The sequence below is a fragment of the Mesorhizobium sp. BHscii genome (genome assembly GCF_053848065.1).
In genome coordinates, this window is the sequence record NZ_JBSPKW010000009.1 from 182,368 (window position 1) to 202,730 (window position 20,363).

Here is a 20,363-nt window from a genome sequence, read left to right on the forward strand (position 1 = left end):
GAGAGGGCATGAGTTCGGGTTTGGTAAGGATGGCAGCGGCGCGCGACCATGCCATCCGCTATGGCTTCATCGTTCTGCTGTTCGGGTTGATTGCCTATTTCGCCATCGCCGCCGATGGCTTCGTCTCGCCGCAGAGCGCCGTCTTCATCTTCCAGTCGGTCGCCATCACCGGCGTGCTGGCGCTCGGCGTCACCGCCACCCTGGTCGTCGGCGGCTTCGACCTGTCGATCGGCTCCGTCGCCACCAGCGCCATGATGGCAGCCGCCTATGTCATGGTGGTGCTGGAGCAGAACGCCGTCGTCGCGGTTGTCGCCTGTCTCTTGATCGGTGCCGTTGTCGGCCTCATCAATGGCTGGCTGATCGTCTATATGCGCGTACCGGACCTTCTGGCGACGCTCGGCATGATGTTCCTGCTCGTCGGCCTGCAGCGCATTCCGACCGAGGGCCGCTCGATCGCCACCGGCATGACGATGCCCGATGGCGCGGTCGCCAACGGCACGTTCGGCGCTGGCTTCCTGGCGCTTGGCCGCCACCGCTTCGATCTCTTCATCCCCAACCTCATCCCGGTTTCGGTAGTCGTCTTGCTCGTGCTTGCGGTGCTGATCTGGTTTTTTCTCGAATACACCCGTTTCGGACGCATGATGTATGCGGTCGGCAGCAACGAACGGGCTGCCGAACTCGCCGGCGCGCCTGTCAAGGCATACAAAATCTGGGCCTACGTTATTTCAGGGGTTTTTGCCTCGATCGGCGGCATTTTGCTCGCTGCCCGGCTTGGACGCGGCGACATCGCCTCGGGTAATAATCTCCTGCTCGACGCTGTCGCCGCGGCGCTCATCGGCTATGCGGTCCTCGGGGCCGCCAAGCCGAACGCCTTCGGCACGGCCGTCGGTGCGGTGTTTGTCGGCGTGCTGCTGCAGGGCCTGACGATGATGAACGCGCCCTACTACACGCAGGATTTCATCAAGGGCGTGGTTCTTGTGGTTGCCCTTGTCTTCACCTTCGCCCTTTCCGGCAGGGGCAAGAGGTAGGGTTTCGACAGATAGGATTTCGGCCGGCTGAAATTTGAGTTCAACAAGTGGAGGAGACAACATGAAGATCACGAGAAGACTTTTGGGGAAGGCAGCACTCGGGCTTGCCGGCGCCGCGCTGCTGATGCAGGTCCCGGCGATGGCACAGGACAGGCCGGCGCCGTTCGACAAGCCCGGCGCCGTCAAGATCGCGCTGGTCCGCTATCTCTCGACCGGTGACTTCTTCCAGGCCTATCTGTCCGGTGTCGAAGCACAGGCCAAGGCGCTCGGCGTCGATCTGCGCGTCCTTGACAGCCGTCAGGACGCCGCCCTCCAGGCAGACATGGTCGACCAGGCCATCGCGCTTGGCGTCCAGGGCATCATCATCCAGCACGGCTTGACGGAATCGATGAAGGAAGCCGCCCAGCGCGCGGTCGACGCCGGCATCAAGGTCGTAGCGTTCGACGTCAACGTCGAAAACCCCAAGATCCCGCAGATCGAACAGTCCGACCGCGACCTCGCACGCCTCGCGCTCGAACAGGCGATCAAGGACAATGGCGAGAGCTGGAAGGCCGGCTATGTCTATGTCGCCGGCATCGCGCCGCTCGACCGCCGCAACGAGACCTGGGTTGACTTCAAGAAGAAATATGCGGGGATCAACGAGGCGGCGATGTTCGGCACGCTCGACAATCCGATCGCCAATTCCGTCGCCAACCAGGCCCGCTCGGTGTTGTCGGCCAACCCCGACATCAAGGTGATGTTCGCGCCCTATGACGAATTCGCCAAGGGCGTGAAGATCGCAGTCGACGAGGCGGGGTTCAACAAGGACATCAAGATCTATTCGGCCGATATCTCGACTTCCGACATCGCCGCGATGCGCGAGCCCGACAGCGCCTGGGCGGCAACCGCCGCCACCAATCCGGCCGTCGTCGGCCAGGTTTCGGTGCGCGCGCTGGCGCAGCTTTTGGCCGGCGAAGACCCCGGCCACAACGTCATCGTGCCGCCGACGCTGATCACCCAGAAGGATCTGATCGACAAGGACATCAAGAACATGGAAGACCTTTCGGCCAAGCTGCCGCAGTTCGCCCATGCCGATGTCGCGATGCCGGCCTGGATGCCGAACCCGAACGCCAAGTAGCTTTTAATCGCAGGCAAAAGGAAAGAGCGGCTTGCGGGCCGCTCTTTTGCGTCTGGACTGTTCTTGAGCCTACCGCAGCGCCGCAGCGATGTTGCCGCCGTCGACCGTCGTCACACTGGCGGTGGTCCGCTCGGCCAGCGCCTGATGCAGGAAAGCCTGGGCCACGTCTTCGGCCGTCACTTCCTGACCAAGCAGATTGCCCGCCATATATTCCTTTTCCGAGACGCCGCGCGCGCCCGAACGGCTGGCGATCATGGCGTCGGTAAGCAATCCGGAACGGATGCGATCGGCGTTGACGGCATTCGAGCGGATGCCATGGGCGCCATAGTCGAGGGCATACTGCCTGGACAGGAACAGCGTCGCCGCCTTCGGGATGCCATAGGCGCCGAACTTCGGACCCGGATTGATCGCCTGCTTGGAGGTGTTGAAAAGGAGCACGCCGCCGGTGCCCTGTTCGAGCATGATCCGCACCGCGTTCTGCGCCGCTGACTGGTGGGCGAAGAAATTTAGCTCGAAGCTCTTGCGCAAAGTGGCGTCGTCGAGTTCGCCGATCCGGCCTTCCCAGGCAGCGCCCGCATTCGAGACGAGAATGTCGAGGCCGCCGAATACGGCCACCGCCTTGTCGAATGCCGCGCGCATCTGCGCCGGATCGGTGATGTCGGCGCCGATGCCGATCGAACTGTTGCCGGCTTTCTTCGCCGCTTCCGCCGCCCTTGACGCATCGAGATCGACGACGACGGCATGGGCGCCGTTGTCGGCGAACAGCTTTGCCGTGGCGGCGCCGATTGCGCCGGCGCCGCCGGTGACCAGCACAACCTGCCCGGTCAGCGGCTTCGGCTTGTTGGAGGCGAGCTTGGCCTGTTCCAGCGACCAGTATTCGAGCGGGAACAGGTCGGCTTTGGACAGCGGGCGGAAATCGCCGACCGCTTCGGCCCCGCGCACCGCCTCGATCCACATTTCACCGACGTCGGAGGCAATCTTCGCATCCTTAAGCGTGCGGCCATGGCCGAACATGCCGAGGCCCGGCACCAGCGTCAGCCGCGGCATCTGGTCGAGCATCGTGCGCTTCACATCATCGAGCGCGTCGTTGGTTTCGAAGTAGGCGCGATAGTCCCTGGCGAATTTCTCGACATGTTGGCGGATGACGGATTTGTAGTCGCCGATCTTGTCCGCGTCGGGCGCCGGCAGCGCCATCGGCCCGGTCTTGATGCGGATCGACAGGTCGGGCGTCGATACGCCGCGCCCGGCATAATCGGCAATCTTTGCCGAATTGATGAAATCGACGATCGCGTCCGAGGTGCGGAAATCGCTGATCATGCGGTCGAAGCGGCCTTCGCCGCGCGCTACCGCCACTGAGCCGCGCAGCATCGGCGCAATGTCCGCAGGCTTGGCCAGCCTGGCCGGCAAGTCGGCTTTTTCGGCAAGCGGCTTGCCGTGGCTGGCGATGAACTCCTCGGCGGCGTTCACATAGTGGATCATCCGGTCGTAGGCCTGTTTGGCATCGTCGCCGAACGTGAAAATGCCATGCTTGTCGAGAATCAGGCCCTCGACCGTCGGGTCGGCGTCAAAGACATCGGCCGCCGCCTTCGCCAGGTCGAAGCCCGGCATGATGTAAGGCACGAACCCCATCTTGTTGCCGAAGACCTTCTTGCTCAGTGCCTCGCTATCATCCTGGTCGACGATGGCCAGAACGGCGGTCGAGTGCGTATGGTCGACGAATTTATGCGGCAGGAAGGCGTGTAGCAGCGTCTCGACCGAGGGGTTTGGCGAAGACGGGTCGATGAGGTTCACCCGCTGCAGGGCGACCATATCCTCGTCGGAGAGTTTCTTGAGCGACCGCGCCTTGAGCAGGGCGCCGAGCTTGACCGCCGGCAGGCCCTGCGGCTCGATGACGCCCATGTCCCAGCCGCTGCCCTTGACGCAGAGCACGTCCCATTCGTCGCCGACGAGGTCGGTGGCCTTTGTCTTGCAGGATGTGTTGCCGCCGCCATGCAGGACAAGCCGCGGTTCGCCGCCCAGAAGCCTGGTCGTATAGACGCGCAGCGCCAGGTCGCGGGCAACGCCCTCTGTTGCATAGTCGGCAACCAGCTTCTCCGCGTCGCCGTCATTCCACAGGTTCTTCATGTTCGCTTCGTCCAATTTCTCTTTGTTTGTGAACAGGAACGCCGCGACGCTTTGATGACAATGCGCCCGCGGCGGCGTTTTGCGTATCTAGGCGACCTTTTCCGCCGCCGGTCCGGCATGGTCGAGCAGCCGTCGCGCCATCCGGGCGCCGACCACCAGATGCGTGCACAGCCCACCTGCGATCGCCGCCACCAGCGGCTCGAATTTGTTGTCTTCCTGCACCACCACCAGGCGTTTTTCGATCTTGCGCAGCGATGACAGCTCCGCCGAAATGATCCGCCGGTTGTAGCTGCAGTCGAGCGCCTTGCCTTGCCCGTCGATGATCTGCCCGGCGATGACGCCGGCGGCCCCGGCACGGCGCAGCACCTCCATTTCGCTCGCAGTCAGCGCGCCGCATTTGACAACATGGCTGTCGGCGTCGACGGTGCCGACCGAGTAAAGCGCCAGGTTGCACGCACTGATGCCCGACAACTGCTCGCGGATCACCGGCTCGGCGCGTAGGCCGCGTGCCAGTTCCTCTGTCGTCAGCACCAGCGGTGCGTAGAAATTGAGCCCCTTGGCGTTGAGCCGGCGTGCGATTTCCATGGTGCATTGGTCAGGCCGGTAGGAATAGGGGGCTCCCAGATTGCCGCAGAGCTGCACCACCGTGACATCCTGCAGATCGGCATAGGACATGATGTCGGCGATCGTATAGATGGTCCTTCCCCACGCGACGCCGATGCGGTCGCCCTTCTTGATCAGTTCGAGAAAGACGCTGGCCGCCAGCACCGCGATGTCGGTCGACGGATCGGCGACATGGCCGTTTTCCGGCGCGATCCAGACGGCATCGAGCTTCAATGCGTCTTCGAGCTTGCGCGCCATGACATCGTCGGTGAAAAGCTGGGTTGAGGTCGAGATGTTGACGATGCCGGTCTCGCGCGCCTTGCGCAGATACATGGCGACCGAGGCTCGGGAAATCTTGAGCTGGCTGGCCACCTGATCCTGACGCAGGCCATGGGCATAGTAGAGCCAGGCGGCCTTGTGGATAAGCTGTTCTGCCGGTCGGATCGCCATGCCATCTCCTCGCTGACATTATTCATGGCTCTCGACAAAAGTCAAATCGAGCGGGGGTAAATGGTACCCTTTCGCGCGCGGAATCTAGATCATCATTGTGCCAAATGCGCTCTATCGTGGCATCGTTGATGGTGACGGGGCGGAGGCCTGTGGTTAGAAGGTTCGAGAACGATATTGGGAGGACGGGATGGCCAATCCCTACGAACAGGATCTCGACAGGAATCCAGCCAACCACCAGCCGCTGACGCCGCTCAGCTATCTGGAGCGGGCGGCAAAGACCTTTCCCGACCATGTCGCGATCATCCATGGCAGTCAGCGCACGACCTATCGTGATTTCTGGCGGCGGTCGCTGAAGCTTGCCTCGGCGCTGCAGAGGCGCGGCGTCGGCAAGGGCGACACCGTCACCGTGATGTTGTCCAACACGCCGCCGATGTTGGAAGCGCATTTCGGCGTGCCGATGACCAAGGCGGTACTGCATTCGCTCAACACCCGCCTTGACGCCGCGGTCATCGCCTTCCAGCTCGACCATGCCGAAACCAAGGTGCTTGTCGTCGATCGCGAATTCGCAAATGTCGTCAGCGAGGCGCTGGCGCTGGCTAAGGTAGAACCGCTGGTCATCGACTACGACGATCCCGAATACGCCGCCGACGCCCCATATCCCAAGGCCCAGCGGATCGGCACGCTCGACTACGAGAACTTCGTCGCGGGCGGCGACGAGGATTTCGCCTGGTCGATGCCCGACGACGAATGGGACGCGATCTCGCTCAACTACACGTCCGGTACCACAGGCAATCCGAAGGGCGTTGTCTATCACCATCGCGGTGCGGCACTGATGGCCTACGCCAACACCATCCATGCCGGCATGGGCAAGCATGCGGTGTATCTGTGGACGCTGCCGATGTTCCACTGCAATGGCTGGTGCTTTCCGTGGACGCTGGCCGTGCAGGCCGGCACCCATGTCTGCCTGCGCTGGGTGCGGCCGAAGCCGATTTACGACGCCATCGCCGATTACGGCGTCACTCATCTGTGCGGCGCGCCGGTCGTCATGTCGGTGCTGATCAATGCCAGGGACGAGGACAAGCGGCAATTTCCGCAGACGGTCGCCTTCAGCACGGCCGCAGCACCGCCGCCGGAAGCGGTGCTGTCGGGCATGGCCGATGTGGGCTTTGCGGTCATCCACCTCTATGGCCTGACCGAGACCTATGGCCCGGCCGTCGTCAACGAATGGCATGGCGAATGGGATGGGCTGGAGAAGGGTCTCAGGGCGGCGAGGAAGGCCAGGCAAGGCGTGCGCTATGCCGCGCTCGAGGATCTGACGGTGATGGACCCCGAGACGATGGAGGAGACACCGGCTGACGGCGAGACGATCGGCGAGGTCATGTTCCGCGGCAACATCGTCATGAAGGGCTATCTGAAGAACCGCAAGGCGACCGACGAGGCCTTCGCCGGCGGCTGGTTCCACTCGGGCGACCTAGGCGTCAGGCATCCCGACGGCTACATCCAGCTCAAGGACCGCTCCAAGGACATCATCATTTCCGGCGGCGAGAACATCTCATCGATCGAGGTCGAGGAGGCGCTTTACAAGCATCCCGCCGTCGCCTCCTGCGGCGTCGTCGCCAGGCCCGACGACAAATGGGGCGAGGTACCGGTCGCCTATGTCGAGCTGAAGCCGGGCAGGACGGCGACCGAGGCAGAGATCACCGATCACTGCCGCGCTCTGCTCGCCCGCTTCAAGGTGCCGAAAGCGGTGCTCTTCGCCGAAATCCCGAAGACCTCGACCGGCAAAATCCAGAAGTTCAGGCTGAGGGAGATGGCGAAGGAGGCCTAGCCACGCGGAAACCTCGCGCGAGAAGGTGCCGTCCCTTGCGTTTGGACTTGTCGAACACTCGATTGCGCGCTCTCAAAACATGTCTCGCGGCAGTCGGATCGGCTGAACGAAGCAAAAAGATCACTCAGTGTCGGATCGAGCACCTCCCGATCGTCCTCGATACAGAACCAGTTCGACGGAGAATATCCAGCAGGAGGAGAATTCTAATGGAGAACACGGAGCGTGACGCCGAGGCACATATCCAGGCGCTAATCGAGCGTTGGGCGAACGCCGTGCAGCAGCAGGACCTGGAGACAATCATTGCGGATCACGCGACGGACCTTCTGATGTTCGATGTCCCACCGCCGAACGAACTCAGTGGAATTGAGGCCTACCGGGATAGCTGGGGTCCGTTCTTCGAGCACTTCAAGCAGGGCGGCGTTTTCGCGATCGAGCGGCTAGATGTCACGGCGGGCGACCGGGTTGCTTTTGCAACCGCATTGCTGCGGTGCGGCACCAGCGAAGAGCTTGAAAAGGACCCGGCAACCCGCCTCCGGCTTACCGTCGGACTACAGAAGGAAGGTGATCGTTGGATTATCGCTCACGAGCATCACTCGGGGCCAATGGGTACACCAAGTCGCCGATCTGTTGGTGAAACCATGTTGGGCCATCGCCCAGCTCGAGCCGCCCCGCCGCAGCGAGCCACCACCAAGCCCCTAGCGTGTTGTGTCCGCCTGCACCGAAAACCTCTACGCCTTTCGGCGTGAAAGAGCGCAATTTCCAATCGGCGTCCGCCCGGGTCGCCGGCAGGACAAAGGTGGTCTCGGACTGGTTGAACTCACGTGCAATGTTCTGCATGAGCTCGAGCGCCAACTCGCCACCGCCGTCCACAACCGCAAGTGAATTGCCCGTCAGCGGCGCCACCGCGAAGACATCGACGAAATGAAATGGAATTGTTCTGCTCATGGTTTCCTCCGGTGACCGCGGCCCGTTTCCGTTGTTCGGCTAAATGTTTGGAAGGTCGCCATTGTCCCGCATTGCAGAACAATCTCTAATGCATGTCGCGCAAAAGTGTGCAGCGGTTTTGCGATAACGACGTGCACAAAACAACGACCTAAAGCGCGTCGCGTGAGTTCGGTCAAATGCGACGCGCTTTAGCGAAGATGCGAGAGCACGTTGAGCAACTTGCCAGTCGGGTCGGCAATGAAGAAACGTCTTACGCCCCACGGTTCGTCGGTCAGATCATAGACCACTCTGCAACCGATCTCGTTTGCGCGAAGATATACCTCGTCGACATTGTCGACCTCGATCGACAGATCGGGTACGGGGGTGCCTGAGCCACCCTCGCTGGCGATGCTGATCTGGGGAATGGTTGTTTCCCGGGACGCCAGCGTGACGAGCCACCCGTGATCCATGACGGCATCGAGCCCGAACAGGTCGGTATAGAACTTCCGAACGTCAGGAATGCTGTCTGTTGCGATATTCGAGACTATGCGCAGCACGGTCATCCCAACTCTCCTTTCCGCGGCTTGGATGATAACGCATTGCTGCGCGCTTACGGAGCACGTCTTGAATGAAATAAGGCGCCCGATCACCTGAGCCTGGCGGGTGGCCCGTGCACGGCCCGCAGCAGGCTTCATTAACTCTGTTCACGCCCAAGTTGTGTCAACAGATGTCACCGGTCGCCCAACGAAGGTAACATCGACGTTGACATCCGGTCGATTTCGAATTACGAGTGACGAAATTCAAAATTCGTCATTCGTAAGGGTTAACGAAACAAGATGCATGATACCCTCGATACGGCCGACCTGGTCCGGCAGGAGAATGTCGCGCGCATCCTCGATTGCGCAGAGCGACTGTTCCGCCACTACGGCTACGGCAAAACCAATGTCGCCGACATAGCGCGTGAACTCGGCATGTCGACGGCGAACATCTACCGTTTCTTCGCCTCCAAGGTTGAGATCCACCAAGCCGTTTGCGGCCGTATGCTCGCTACCTGCTACCAACTGACCTACGACGCCTGCCATAGTCCCGGAACGGCCAGCGAAAAGCTTCGCCGCTACGTGCAAACGCATTATCAGTGGACCCGCGACACCATGCTCGACCAGGAGAAGGTGCACGAAATGGTGGTCGTTGCCATCGAACGCGATTGGCACGTCATCGAGAAGCATATCGACAGGATCCGCGGCTTGGTGGAGGAGGTGATCCGCGAGGGAATCGCAGCAGGCGAGTTTGCCGACCGGGACCCGGAAGTCGCTTCGCGGTGTTTCGGCGCCGCTATCATCACCCTCTGTCACCCGCAAATGGTCGCCCAGTGCCTTGCCAAGAAGAATCGGGCGATGCCGGACGAGCTTATCGAGTTTGCCATCAGGGCTTTGAAGAAATGACCGGCGGCGTCCGCAGGGCGTCCACAATCCATCTCCAGTTCGGGAGTACGCAAGTGCCTTTGTCCAAATCCATCATGAACAGGCTGCCGGCTATTGGACCGGCACTGGTCGTCGTCGCGGCGCTTGGGCTCGCCGGTTGCTCGCAAGAAAAAGTGGAAGTCAAGGACATCCTCCGGCCGGTCAAGGTCGTCGAGATCGCCAAGGCGAACGATACCCGTGAGCTCTCCTACTCCGGATCGGTGCGCGCCCGCACCGAGATGAATCTCGGGTTCCGTATCAACGGCAAGATCACCGAGCGCCTGGTCGACATCGGTCAGCGCGTGAAGCCGGGCGACGTTCTGGCCCGCATCGATCCCGCCGACTACGCCCTTTCGGTCAAGAGTGCCGAGGCCAGCCTCGAGGCCGCCGAGCGGCAGGTCGAGACAACGGGCCTTGCCCGCCGTCGTGCCGAACAGCTGTTTGCCAAGACCTTCGCGTCGAAATCGCAGCTCGAACAGGCGACGCTCAGCTACGATCAGGCGGTCGCCACCCGGAATTCCGCGCGCTCATCGCTTGACCAGGCGAAGAACCAGGTCCTCTACACCGACCTCAAGGCGGACAGGGACGGCATCGTCACATCAGTCACCGCCGATGTCGGTCAGGTGGTCGGCTCCGGCACGCCGGTTGTGACCGTTGCCGTCGATGGCGAAAAGGAAGTGCTGATCGCCGTTCCGGAAATGGATATCGCCCAGTTCAAGCCGGGCAAGAACGTAAAGGCAAGCTTCTGGTCCGACGATGCGCTGACGCTCGACGGCAAGGTCCGTGAAGTCGCCGGCAGCGCCGATCAGCAGTCGCGTACCTTTGCCGTTCGCGTCAGCCTGCCCAACGATCCGCGCGTGCTTCTCGGCATGACCGCCAACATCGAGGCTTCGGCGGCCAACAACAGCCCGCAGAGCGTATCGATCCCGTTGAGCGCGCTGGCGCAAAAGGAAGGCCAGCAGATCGTCTGGACCGTGGACCGCAACGGCGAGACCGTCCATGCGCGTCCGATCAAGGTAGCCGAATTCACCGCCGACGGCGTGCATGTTGCCGAAGGATTGAACCCTGGCGACGTCGTCGTTGCGGCGGGCACGCAATTCATGACCGAGAATCTGAAGGTCAAGCTGACCGGCGATGCGGTGCAGCAGTCCGCATCGGCGGACGACGACAGCGACGCCGCCAAGCGCGTGCGCTGACGGCCAAGAATAAAACGGCTTTTCCTCGCATCGGCGCAAGCCGCGAGGTCATGCGGTTCATGGTTTCCGGGCGGCAGGTGCCCGATTGTCGAGACGTCAGGTCGATGTAGCCCCCCACATCGATCCCCGCGTCCCACCGCGATGAGTGTTTCTCCGCTCGGAAAGCCTCGCCGCCCGGAAGCCAGCATTAGAAGCTCAGTGGGCATGCCATGTGCGTGCGCTGACGATCAGACAAATGGACTGGCGCTATGACCACCGACACCAATGAGAAGCGGCCCTTCAATCTTTCGCGCTGGGCAATCGGGCACCCGAGCATGGCGCGGTTCCTGTTCGGCCTGATCATCGTTGCCGGTGCGCTCGGCCTGATGCGCATGGGCCAGAAGGAAGACCCGGACTTCACCTTCCGCGTCATGGTGGTCCAGGCTGTCTGGCCGGGGGCCTCGATCCAGGAGATGGAGGATCAGGTCGTCAACAAGATCGAGCGCAAGCTACAGGAAACGCCGCATCTCGATTTCGTCCGTTCCTACACGCGCGCCGGCAGCGCCATCATCACCTTGCAGGTGGAAGGCGACACCAATCCAACGCAGGTCGCGGATGCCTTTTACCAGGTACGCAAGAAGGTCGGCGATATCGCCAATGAGCTGCCTCAAGGGCTGCTTGGGCCCTACTTCAACGATGAGTTCGGCGACACTTTCATCACCCTGCATTCGATCAGCGGCGACGGCTACAGCTATCCCGAGCTGAAGAAACTAGCCATCCAGGCGCGTGACATGCTGCTGACGACGCCCGGCGTCGAGAAGGCCGTGATCATCGGCGACCAGCCGGAAAAACTCTACATCGACGTTTCGTCCAAGGTGCTTGCGGAGCGTGGCCTGACGCTCACCGATCTGCAGAACGCGATCAAGGGCCAGAACAATGTCGATCCGGCAGGCTCGGTCGATACCGGCCAGCGTTCGGTGCGCATCTCGGTCGAAGGCAACGTCACGGAGGCGGCCGACATCCGCGAACTTCGCCTGCGCGCCGGCAACCAGGTGACGCGCCTGGGCGACATCGCAACCGTGACCACAGGCCTCGAAGACCCCTATCAGCGCAAATACCGCTTCAACGGCCACGACAGTGTCCAGGTCGGCGTCGTCATGGCCAAGGGCTTCAACGTCACCGATGTCGGCAAGGAGGTCGAGGCGACCTATCACCGCTTCGAAGAAGCGTTGCCTTACGGCGTTTCGGTCGATCAGATCGCCGACCAGCCGGAAGTCGTGCGGGAAGCGGTGAGCGAGTTCATGAAGGCGCTTGGCGAGGCGCTGCTGATCGTGCTTGTCGTCTCGTTCTTGACGATCGGCTGGCGTTCGGGCCTGGTGATCGCGATCACCATTCCGCTCGTTTTGGCCGCCACCTTCGCCATCATGTACGAGATCGGCATCGATCTGCAGCGCATTTCGCTCGGCGCGCTGATCATCGCGCTCGGCCTGCTCGTCGACGACGCGATGATCGTCGTCGAAATGATGGAGCGTAAGCTCGAGGAAGGACTGGTCAAAATCGAGGCGGCGAGCTTCGCCTATACCTCGACGGCCTTCCCGATGCTGAGCGGCACGCTGATCACCACCGCCGGCTTCATCCCGGTCGGCTTCGCGGCCTCGACGGCCGGTGAATACGTACGCACGCTGTTCTATGTCGTCGGCATCGCGCTGGTCGTGTCCTGGTTCGTGGCGGTCTACTTCACGCCGTGGCTCGGCCACATGATCCTCAAGCAGCGAAAACACGCCGGCAACCATCACGATGTCTTCGACACGCGCTTCTACCGCCGGCTTCGCGCCACCGTCGGCTGGTCCGTGCGCCACCGCATCATCGTGCTAGTCATGACGCTGGTGACCTTCGCCACCAGCCTGTGGGCGTTCCAGTTCATCCCGCAGAATTTCTTCCCGCAGTCGTCGCGTCCGGAAATCCTCGTCGACCTCTGGCTGCCGGAGGGCACCAGCATCAAGGAAGTCGAGACGCAGGCCAAGGCGCTCGAGACCAGGATGATGGACGACAAGGACAAGCGCTTCATCGCCACCTATATCGGCGAGGGCGCGCCGCGCTTTTTCCTGCCGCTCGATCAGCAGCTTCGCAATCCGAACTTCGCCCAGCTTCTGGTGATGGCCAATGACGAACCGGCCCGCGAGCGGCTGATCGTCAAGCTGCGCACCATTCTGGCCGAGGATTTCCCGTCGGTCCGCGCCAAGGTTGACCGCCTGTTCCTCGGGCCGCCCACGGGCTGGCCGGTGCAGATGCGCGTCATGGGTCCGGATCGCCAGGAGGTGCGCCGCATCGCAGACGAGGTGAAGGCGAAGTTCCAGGCAAATCCGCTGCTCGGCGCCGTCCACGACGACTGGCTGGAGCCGGTGCCGGAGATGAAGCTGGTGATCGACCAGGATCGCGCCCGTGCGCTCGGCGTCACCTCGCAGCGCATCCGCCAGATGCTGCAGGCGACCATGTCGGGCGCGCCGCTCGATGATTTCCGCGACGGCGAGGAGACCGTTTCGATCGTCGCCCGCGAACCGGAAGCAAGCCGTCACTTGCTGTCGGCGGTCGACTCCGTCTCTGTCCCGACGGATTTCGGTGGCTTCGTGCCGCTGTCGCAGGTCGCCAAGGTCGTACCGGTGCTGGAGCAAGGCGTCGAGTGGCGGCGCGACCGCCTCCCGACCATCAGCGTGCGTGCCACGTTGCCGGATGGCGTGCAGTCGAACGATGTCGTGATGAAGATGTACAGCGAGATGCAAGGCCTGCGCGACAGCCTGGCGCCCGGCTACAACATCGAGATCCAGGGCGGCGCCGAGGATTCGGCCGAAAGCCAGGCCTCCATTGCTGCGAAAGCTCCAATCATGCTGGCCGTCATCGTCGTGCTGCTGATGATCCAATTGCAGCATTTCGGCAAGGCGATGCTGGTGCTGGCGACCGGTCCGCTCGGCATCATCGGTGCTGCGGCGGCACTTTTGATCAGTGGTGCGCCCTTCGGCTTCGTCGCCATCCTCGGCGTGATCGCCCTACTCGGCATCATCATGCGCAACTCGATCATTCTGGTCGACCAGATCGACCAGGATATAGCGGCCGGCATGGAGCGCTCGGAGGCCATAATCGGCTCGGCGGTCCGCCGTTTCCGGCCGATCATGCTGACCGCGCTGACGGCGGTCCTGGCGCTGATCCCGATCTCGCGCGGCGTCTTCTGGGGTCCGCTCGCCTATGCCATGATGGGCGGCATCCTCGTTGCCACGGTGCTCACTATCCTCGTCCTTCCGGCAGGCTATGCCTTGTTCTTCGGCAGGGAGCGCAAGAAGGCCGAGGATGCGGAGCAGGCGGCCGAGCCGGAGCTGGCAGAAAACGACGACAGGCCGCGACTGGCTCTGGCCGCCGAATAGAGCTGTTGGCAGATGTGACGCCCAGGGGTTAAATCCGCCCACCGGCAGAGCGCTGGAGGAGGACGTCATGACCGTAGCTCAGACACCGGTGGCGCTGCGCCAGCCGATCGACGGACGCCACCGTCAGATGTTCGTCGATGGCGCCTGGGTCGACGCCCGCTCGGGCCGCACCATGGAGACCCGCAATCCAGCCACCGGCGCGGTCATTGCCACGGTGCCGCGCGGCAACCGCGATGATATCGAGCTGGCGGTGGCCGCGGCGCGCCGGGCCTTCGACGGGGCGTGGAGCCGGTATAAGCCTTACGAGCGACAGGTGCTGCTCCTCAGGATCGCCGACCTCTTCGAAAAGCACTGGGAGGAGATCAGTCGCTCGGACACGACCGACATGGGCATGCCGATCGTGCGTACCCGTGCCAACCGCAACCGCGTCATCGGTATGCTGCGCTACTACGCCGGCATGGCGACGTCCCTGCATGGCGAGACGATTGAGAACTCGCTGCCGGGCGAAATCGTCTCCTTCACGCGCAAGGAGCCGGTCGGCGTCGTCGGCGCCATTATCCCCTGGAACGCACCGACGGCCGCTTCGATCTGGAAGATCGGGCCAGCGCTTGCCGCGGGCTGCACCGTGGTGCTGAAACCTTCGGAAGAGGCGCCGCTGACGCCGCTTCTGATCGCCGACATCATGAACGAGGCCGGCGTTCCGCCAGGCGTCGTCAACATCGTAACCGGCACCGGTGCGGAGGCAGGTGCCGCTCTTTCCGAGCATATGGGCGTCGACAAGATCGTCTTCACCGGCTCGACGGCAACGGGCCAATCGATCGTCCGCGCCTCGGCCGGCAACCTCAAACGCGTCTCGCTGGAGCTTGGCGGCAAGTCGCCGGTCATCGTCTGCGCCGACGCCGATCTCGACAGGGCGGTGCCGGTCGCGGCGATGTCGGTGTTCGCCAATTCCGGCCAGATCTGCATCGCCGGCTCGCGCCTGTTCGTCGAACGCTCCATCCATGACGAGTTCGTCGAGCGCCTGGCGATCTATGCCAAGGGCCTCAGGATCGGCGACGGCATCGACCCGGCGACCGAGATCGGCCCGCTCGTCTCCGAAAAGCAGCTGCAACGGGTCGCCTCGTATCTCGAGGCCGGCACGGCGGAGGGCGCGACCCTCGTCACCGGCGGTGAACGCCTTATGGAGGGTGCGCTGGCCGCCGGCAATTTCGTCGCGCCGACGGTTTTTGCCGGTGTCTCGGACGACATGAGGATCGCGCGCGAGGAAATCTTCGGGCCGGTCATCTCGGCATTGCCGTTCGATACGCTCGACGAGGCGGTCGAGCGAGCCAACAACACGCCCTACGGTCTTGCCGCAGGGGTCTTCACCCAAAATCTCGCCACCGCCCACCAGCTTTCCAGGAAAATCCGCGCCGGCTCGGTCTGGGTGAACACCTATCACGCCATCGATCCGGCCATGCCTTTCGGCGGCTACAAGATGAGCGGCTACGGCCGCGAGGGCGGTGCCGAGCACCTCGACGAGTATCTCAACACCAAGGGCGTGTTCATCAAGATCGATTGAGTCTCACGCGGGATATGGCATGAAACGAAAAAACCCGCCTCGGCGGCGGGTCATCGGTGCCAATCGGCACTACAGCTAAATTACTAGCATAACTGCCGGCACAAAGCAAGAACAAACGTGCAAGGGGATCGAGCGCGCATCGCGCGCTCAATCTTTGAGGCGGAGGTCAGATGACGAACAGCGAGTTGGCGAGCAGCATCACCACGACGCCGGCGATCAGCGTCAGGTAGGGCAGGATGCCCGCCTTTCTGACGGCGAGATCGGATGAGGTCATGCCGAGATCAGCCAGCATGTGGTCGGGGAGTTTGCCCTTGTCCTGGATGTAATGCCGGAAGCAGAACACCGGGATTATGAGGGCAGCCGTAATCAGTCCTGCCCACAGCGCCATCGGGTTCCAGATCTTTGCACCGGCGCCCATGAAGATCATGTTGACATAGGCAAGGATGGCGCCGAGGCCGAGCAGCCAGCTCGGTGCCTTCCACGGCCGCGCGATATGGCCGTTGTCGATGCGATGGATCCAGCCGGCATTGAGGTTGAGGAAGTTGAAGATGATGTAGCCGCAATTCGACACGGCGAGGATGAAGAAGAAGCTGGTCGCGTCGGCCGAAGCGATGGCCAGCACGGCCAGATTGAAGATCAGGTCGGTCCACATCGCCCGCGTCGGGGCGCCGTGCTCGTTGACATGGCTGAGATAGCGCGGCAGCCAGCCGTCGACTGAGCCCTGATAGAGCGTGCGCGAGGACCCCGCCATCGCCGTCATGATGCACAGCACCAGGGCCAGGATCATCAGCATCACCAGAAGGCTATGGATCAGCTGTCCGCCGCCGACCATGCCGGCCAGTGCGTCGGCAACGCCGGAGCCGTCGACGATCGGGGTCGCCAGCATGCCATTCAAGCCGAGCACGCCCTGGAAGGTGAACGGCACCAGGATGAACAGCAGCATGCATAGCAGGCCGGAATAGAAGATCGCCTTGAAGGTGTCGGTGCCGGGATTCTTGAACTCGGACGTGTAGCAGACGGCAGTCTCGAAACCGTAGGTCGACCAGGCGGCGATGAACATGCCGCCGAGAACGAGCGTCCAGCCGGCAATGTTCCACGCCCCGGGCTCCGGCGCGTAGGCGGCCGCCAGCGGCACCAGCGGCGAAAAATTCGCCCAGTCGATCTGGCCGGTGACGATCGGCACGACGCCGACGATCAGCATCGGAATGATGACGAACAGGCCGATATATTTCTGCACGTTTGCCGTGCCCAGGATGCCGCGATGCTGGATGGAGAAGATGATCAGCATCAGCACGGCGCCGATGAAGAAGGTGGCGTTGAAGGTGAAGGAGACCGGACCCAGCGTGTGCCCGTAGAGCGTCCAGTTGCGGATCGCCGGTGTGGCGGCCGCGGTCACCGCCGTGATGGCATCGGCGGCACTCGTTCCGGCGTTAGCCGCGATATAGGCGGCGACTTCCGGCGAGGCGTCGGTAAACAGCGGCACCGGCGCCAGCGCGTTGAGGATATAGGCGGCGGCGATCGAGCAGCCGAGCGACAGCACCGGCGACCAGGCGAACCAGTTGCACCACACCGACAGCGGCGCGATGAACTTGGAATAACGCAGCCAGGCGGTGGCGCCATAGATCGAGGCGCCGCCGGACTTGTTCGGAAACAGGCCGGCGATCTCGGCATAGGTGAAGGATTGCAGGAAGCCCATGATCATGGACACCGTCCAGATCAGGAAGGCCAGCTTGCCGGTCGTGCCGGCAATGCCGCCGATCGAAAACAGGACAAGGGCGGGAACGCCGCTCGCCACCCAGAAGGCGCCGCGCCAATCGATATTGCGGTGCAGCTGCCCTTCGGCAGGCGGCACCAGGGCAGAGACTATTGTGCTCATATACGTGGATTCCCCATTTTTGATGTTCCCCATCGACGACAGCCGACACCTCGCGATGCGTCACCGACGCACGCGTTGAAACGAGCTCAGGCGGTTTCCGCTCAGTAGTATTTTTTTCTTGGCAGTGAAGATTGATCCGTCACGCTTTCACGTCAAGCGTTTTGTGAAGCTGTGCACATCGCAGATGCGGAACACGCTCTTACCTTCTCCCCTTGTGGGGAGAAGGTGGCCTCGCGAAGCGAGATCGGATGAGGGGTGATCCAGCTTGCCACCGACAGCACTCCGTCCAGCACCCCTCTTCCGTCTCGGCGCTGCGCGCCGATCCACCTTCTCACCGGGGGGAGAAGGCAAGGGATGCCACCGTCAGGAGCGCGGTCTGCTCTTTTGCGGATCGTAATGGGCGAAGGGCACGACGCGCGCCGGCAGCCGCTTGCTGTGGCCGTCGAGCTTGCCGATCTCGACCTCGGTGCCGATCGCGGCATGGGTGACGTCGAGCCTGGCCAGCGCGATGGTCTTGTTCAGCACCGGCGAACGCATGCTCGAAGTGATTTCGCCGATCTGGGCGCGGCCGACATGGACGCAATCGCCATGCCCAACCGCGACATTGGCGTCGATGTCGAGGCCGACCAGCTTCCTCTGCGGGTTTTCCTTGCGCCGGATCAGCGCCTCGCGCCCGATGAAATCGTCGGTCTTGGTCTTCAGCGGCACCGTGAAGCCGATGCCGGCCTCGAACGGATCGGTCTGGTCGGAAAATTCATAGCCGGCAAAGATCAGACCGGCCTCGATGCGCACCATGTCTAGCGCCTGCAATCCCATCGGCTTCAAGCCATGCGGCTGGCCGGCCTCCCAGATGACGTCGAACACCTTTTCCGCGTCGCGCGGATGGCACCAGATCTCGTAGCCGAGTTCGCCGGTGTAGCCGGTGCGCGAAACGACGACCGGAATGCCGTTGCCGCCGCCGATCCGCGCGACGGCGAAACGGAACCATTCGAGCTCCTCGATCGACGGCTGCAGCGGCGAGGTCCAGATGATCTCTTTCAGGATGTCGCGGCTCTTCGGTCCTTGCACGGCGACATTGTGCATCTGGTCGGTGGAAGAGCGCACCAGCACGTTGAGGCCGAGTTTTGTCGCGGTGTCGCGCAGCCATTCGCCGGAAAGATCGTCGCCGCCGACCCAGCGGAAATTATCCTTGCCGAGCCTCAGCAGCGTGCCGTCGTCGATCATGCCGCCATGCTCGTAGCACATGGCGGAATAGACCACCTGGCCGACGCCGAGTTTTTTCACGTCGCGGGTCAGCGTGTATTGCAGCAGCGCTTCCGAATCCGGGCCGGTGACCTCGAATTTGCGCAGCGGCGAAAGGTCCATGATCACCGCGTCCTGCCGGCAGGCCCAGTATTCGGCGATCGGCCCCTCCTTGGCGAAGGCGTTGGCCAGCCAATACCCCCTGTACTCGACGAAGTTGCGGGTGTGCCTGGCAAAGCTCGAATGAAATGATGTCTCGCGGGTCATTTTCGGTTCCGAATCGGGCGTCATGCGTCTGGCGATCGCTCGCGAGAATTTGTGCTGGCCGGAATAGGTCCTCACATGGATGTCGGTCAGGTTCCAGCCATTGGCCGGCGTCGTGTCGTCGGGGCAGGCGGATGAGACGCAGACGATGTCGGTCAAGGCGCGCAGCAGCACATAGTCGCCCGGCCGCGACCACGGCTCATCGGAAACCATGACGCCATGCGCGTCGATCGCCGTGTTGAAGAAGAAGTTGATCGCCATCCAGCCGGCGCGAGGATTTACACCCTTGTCCGACAGCGCACGGTTGAAATTCTCCGAGCAGTTGGGGTGACCGGGGTAGCCGATGTCGTCGTAATATTTGGCAGCGCAAGCGAGCGCGAACGCATCGTGCCGACCGCAAGTGTCCTGCACGACCTCGACCAGCGGCTGCATGTCCTGGTCGTAATATTTCGAGTGCAGGCCGGGCATCGGGTAGCTCGAACCCATCAGCGTGCGGGTCGTCGTCACGTCGAGCGGATGGTCGCGTCCCTTGTCGAGCTTGCGCGCCGAAAAGCACTGGAAGTCCGTGCATTGGCGCCCGTCGACATCGATGATCTGCAGATAGTCGCCGGCTTTGACGAAGTAGGATTCGGCGGTCGCCGAATGGACGCGCAAATCGAGCACTGGATCGGCGAGCGGGTCGCCAAGCTGCGACTTCGCCGCCGGGCGAATGGTGGCGCGCCGCACAATGATGCTGAGCGGCGTCGCCGTGTCATGGCCGTCGACCAGCATAGGACCACCCGGGGCGGCGATGAGCATCGAGCCGTCGCGGGCTACGGTAAAACTCTGTTCGGTGCCGGCAGGGGTGGCGCCACCGAAAACGCGAACCGTCTTTGCCTGATCCAGCTGCACCTGGCGTCGCTCCAGCCCCCGGCGCAAGGAAGCGAGGCTGTCGTCGCCATCGGCCAGCAGCGCCTTGATGCCGGCGGCATTGCTGTTCGATTTCTCGCCGAAAATGCCGGCATCGGTCACGCCGGTCTTGTCCCAGGCGAGCAGCTCGCAGGCCTGCCCGCCTTCGACATTGCGCACGCTGATCGAGTCGCCGGCCTCGACGTCGATAAGCACCGCGCCATTGCCGTGAACAAAATAGCGCTCCATGCCAGCCGGCAGCGCCATCTGGCCGGGCCGCAGGATCAGGCTCGGCCGGGGCGGTCCGGCGGCGACGGCGGAGTAGGGCGACTGGCTCATCTCAACCCCAGTTTCGAGAAACAAGTTTGCCTGTACGTGAAATTATTTTAGCGGCAAGAATAGGCAGC

At 62.7% G+C, this 20,363-nt stretch carries 13 protein-coding genes and 1 pseudogene; 8 read left to right on the plus strand and 6 right to left on the minus strand.

The window, feature by feature from the left end; all coding sequences use genetic code 11:
• The first annotated feature begins 8 nt into the window (after positions 1-8).
• Together ACWTU7_RS15250 and ACWTU7_RS15255 are read left to right on the plus strand one after the other, a co-directional pair.
• Positions 9-1,028, plus strand: coding sequence for an ABC transporter permease (locus tag ACWTU7_RS15250; RefSeq protein WP_455839002.1), 1,020 nt, complete (start codon positions 9-11; stop codon positions 1,026-1,028).
• A gap of 61 nt (positions 1,029-1,089) precedes the next feature.
• Complete coding sequence (locus ACWTU7_RS15255) at positions 1,090-2,145, plus strand: substrate-binding domain-containing protein (protein WP_065008346.1); 1,056 nt, start codon at positions 1,090-1,092, stop codon at positions 2,143-2,145.
• Positions 2,146-2,214: 69 nt separating this feature from the next.
• Here ACWTU7_RS15255 and ACWTU7_RS15260 read toward each other — a convergent pair whose 3' ends face one another.
• Together ACWTU7_RS15260 and ACWTU7_RS15265 are read right to left on the minus strand one after the other, a co-directional pair.
• Positions 2,215-4,269 (minus strand): bifunctional aldolase/short-chain dehydrogenase, encoded by a 2,055-nt coding sequence (locus ACWTU7_RS15260; protein WP_455839003.1) that lies wholly within the window; start codon positions 4,267-4,269, stop codon positions 2,215-2,217.
• 87 nt (positions 4,270-4,356) lie between these two features.
• Entirely contained in the window at positions 4,357-5,322 is a 966-nt protein-coding gene (locus tag ACWTU7_RS15265; protein ID WP_455839004.1) for a sugar-binding transcriptional regulator, read from the minus strand.
• Positions 5,323-5,509: 187 nt separating this feature from the next.
• Here ACWTU7_RS15265 and ACWTU7_RS15270 point away from each other — a divergent pair, with 187 nt between their 5' ends.
• Positions 5,510-7,150, plus strand: a complete 1,641-nt coding sequence (locus ACWTU7_RS15270; RefSeq protein WP_455839005.1) for an acyl-CoA synthetase — start codon at positions 5,510-5,512, stop codon at positions 7,148-7,150.
• A gap of 206 nt (positions 7,151-7,356) precedes the next feature.
• A pseudogene (locus tag ACWTU7_RS15275) lies at positions 7,357-7,695 on the plus strand (YybH family protein); the annotation flags it as partial.
• A gap of 28 nt (positions 7,696-7,723) precedes the next feature.
• Here the strand turns inward: ACWTU7_RS15275 and ACWTU7_RS15280 are convergent.
• Together ACWTU7_RS15280 and ACWTU7_RS15285 are read right to left on the minus strand one after the other, a co-directional pair.
• Complete coding sequence (locus tag ACWTU7_RS15280) at positions 7,724-8,095, minus strand: PhzF family phenazine biosynthesis protein (protein WP_455839006.1); 372 nt, start codon at positions 8,093-8,095, stop codon at positions 7,724-7,726.
• 188 nt (positions 8,096-8,283) lie between these two features.
• Entirely contained in the window at positions 8,284-8,637 is a 354-nt protein-coding gene (locus ACWTU7_RS15285; protein WP_455839007.1) for a VOC family protein, read from the minus strand.
• 273 nt (positions 8,638-8,910) lie between these two features.
• Here ACWTU7_RS15285 and ACWTU7_RS15290 point away from each other — a divergent pair, with 273 nt between their 5' ends.
• From ACWTU7_RS15290 to ACWTU7_RS15305, 4 genes are all read left to right on the plus strand, one after another.
• Positions 8,911-9,516, plus strand: a complete 606-nt coding sequence (locus tag ACWTU7_RS15290) for a TetR family transcriptional regulator (protein ID WP_455839008.1) — start codon at positions 8,911-8,913, stop codon at positions 9,514-9,516.
• A 74-nt stretch (positions 9,517-9,590) separates the two neighbouring features.
• Entirely contained in the window at positions 9,591-10,730 is a 1,140-nt protein-coding gene (locus tag ACWTU7_RS15295; RefSeq protein WP_455839037.1) for an efflux RND transporter periplasmic adaptor subunit, read from the plus strand.
• A gap of 248 nt (positions 10,731-10,978) precedes the next feature.
• Entirely contained in the window at positions 10,979-14,125 is a 3,147-nt protein-coding gene (locus ACWTU7_RS15300) for an efflux RND transporter permease subunit (protein ID WP_455839009.1), read from the plus strand.
• A 67-nt stretch (positions 14,126-14,192) separates the two neighbouring features.
• Entirely contained in the window at positions 14,193-15,686 is a 1,494-nt protein-coding gene (locus ACWTU7_RS15305; protein WP_455839010.1) for an aldehyde dehydrogenase family protein, read from the plus strand.
• Positions 15,687-15,852: 166 nt separating this feature from the next.
• On the opposite strand, the gene ACWTU7_RS15310 is transcribed toward ACWTU7_RS15305, so the two are convergent.
• Complete coding sequence (locus ACWTU7_RS15310; protein WP_455839011.1) at positions 15,853-17,562, minus strand: APC family permease; 1,710 nt, start codon at positions 17,560-17,562, stop codon at positions 15,853-15,855.
• Positions 17,563-17,925: 363 nt separating this feature from the next.
• Entirely contained in the window at positions 17,926-20,295 is a 2,370-nt protein-coding gene (locus ACWTU7_RS15315) for a DUF1989 domain-containing protein (RefSeq protein WP_455839012.1), read from the minus strand.
• Between the last annotated feature and the right edge of the window lie 68 nt (positions 20,296-20,363).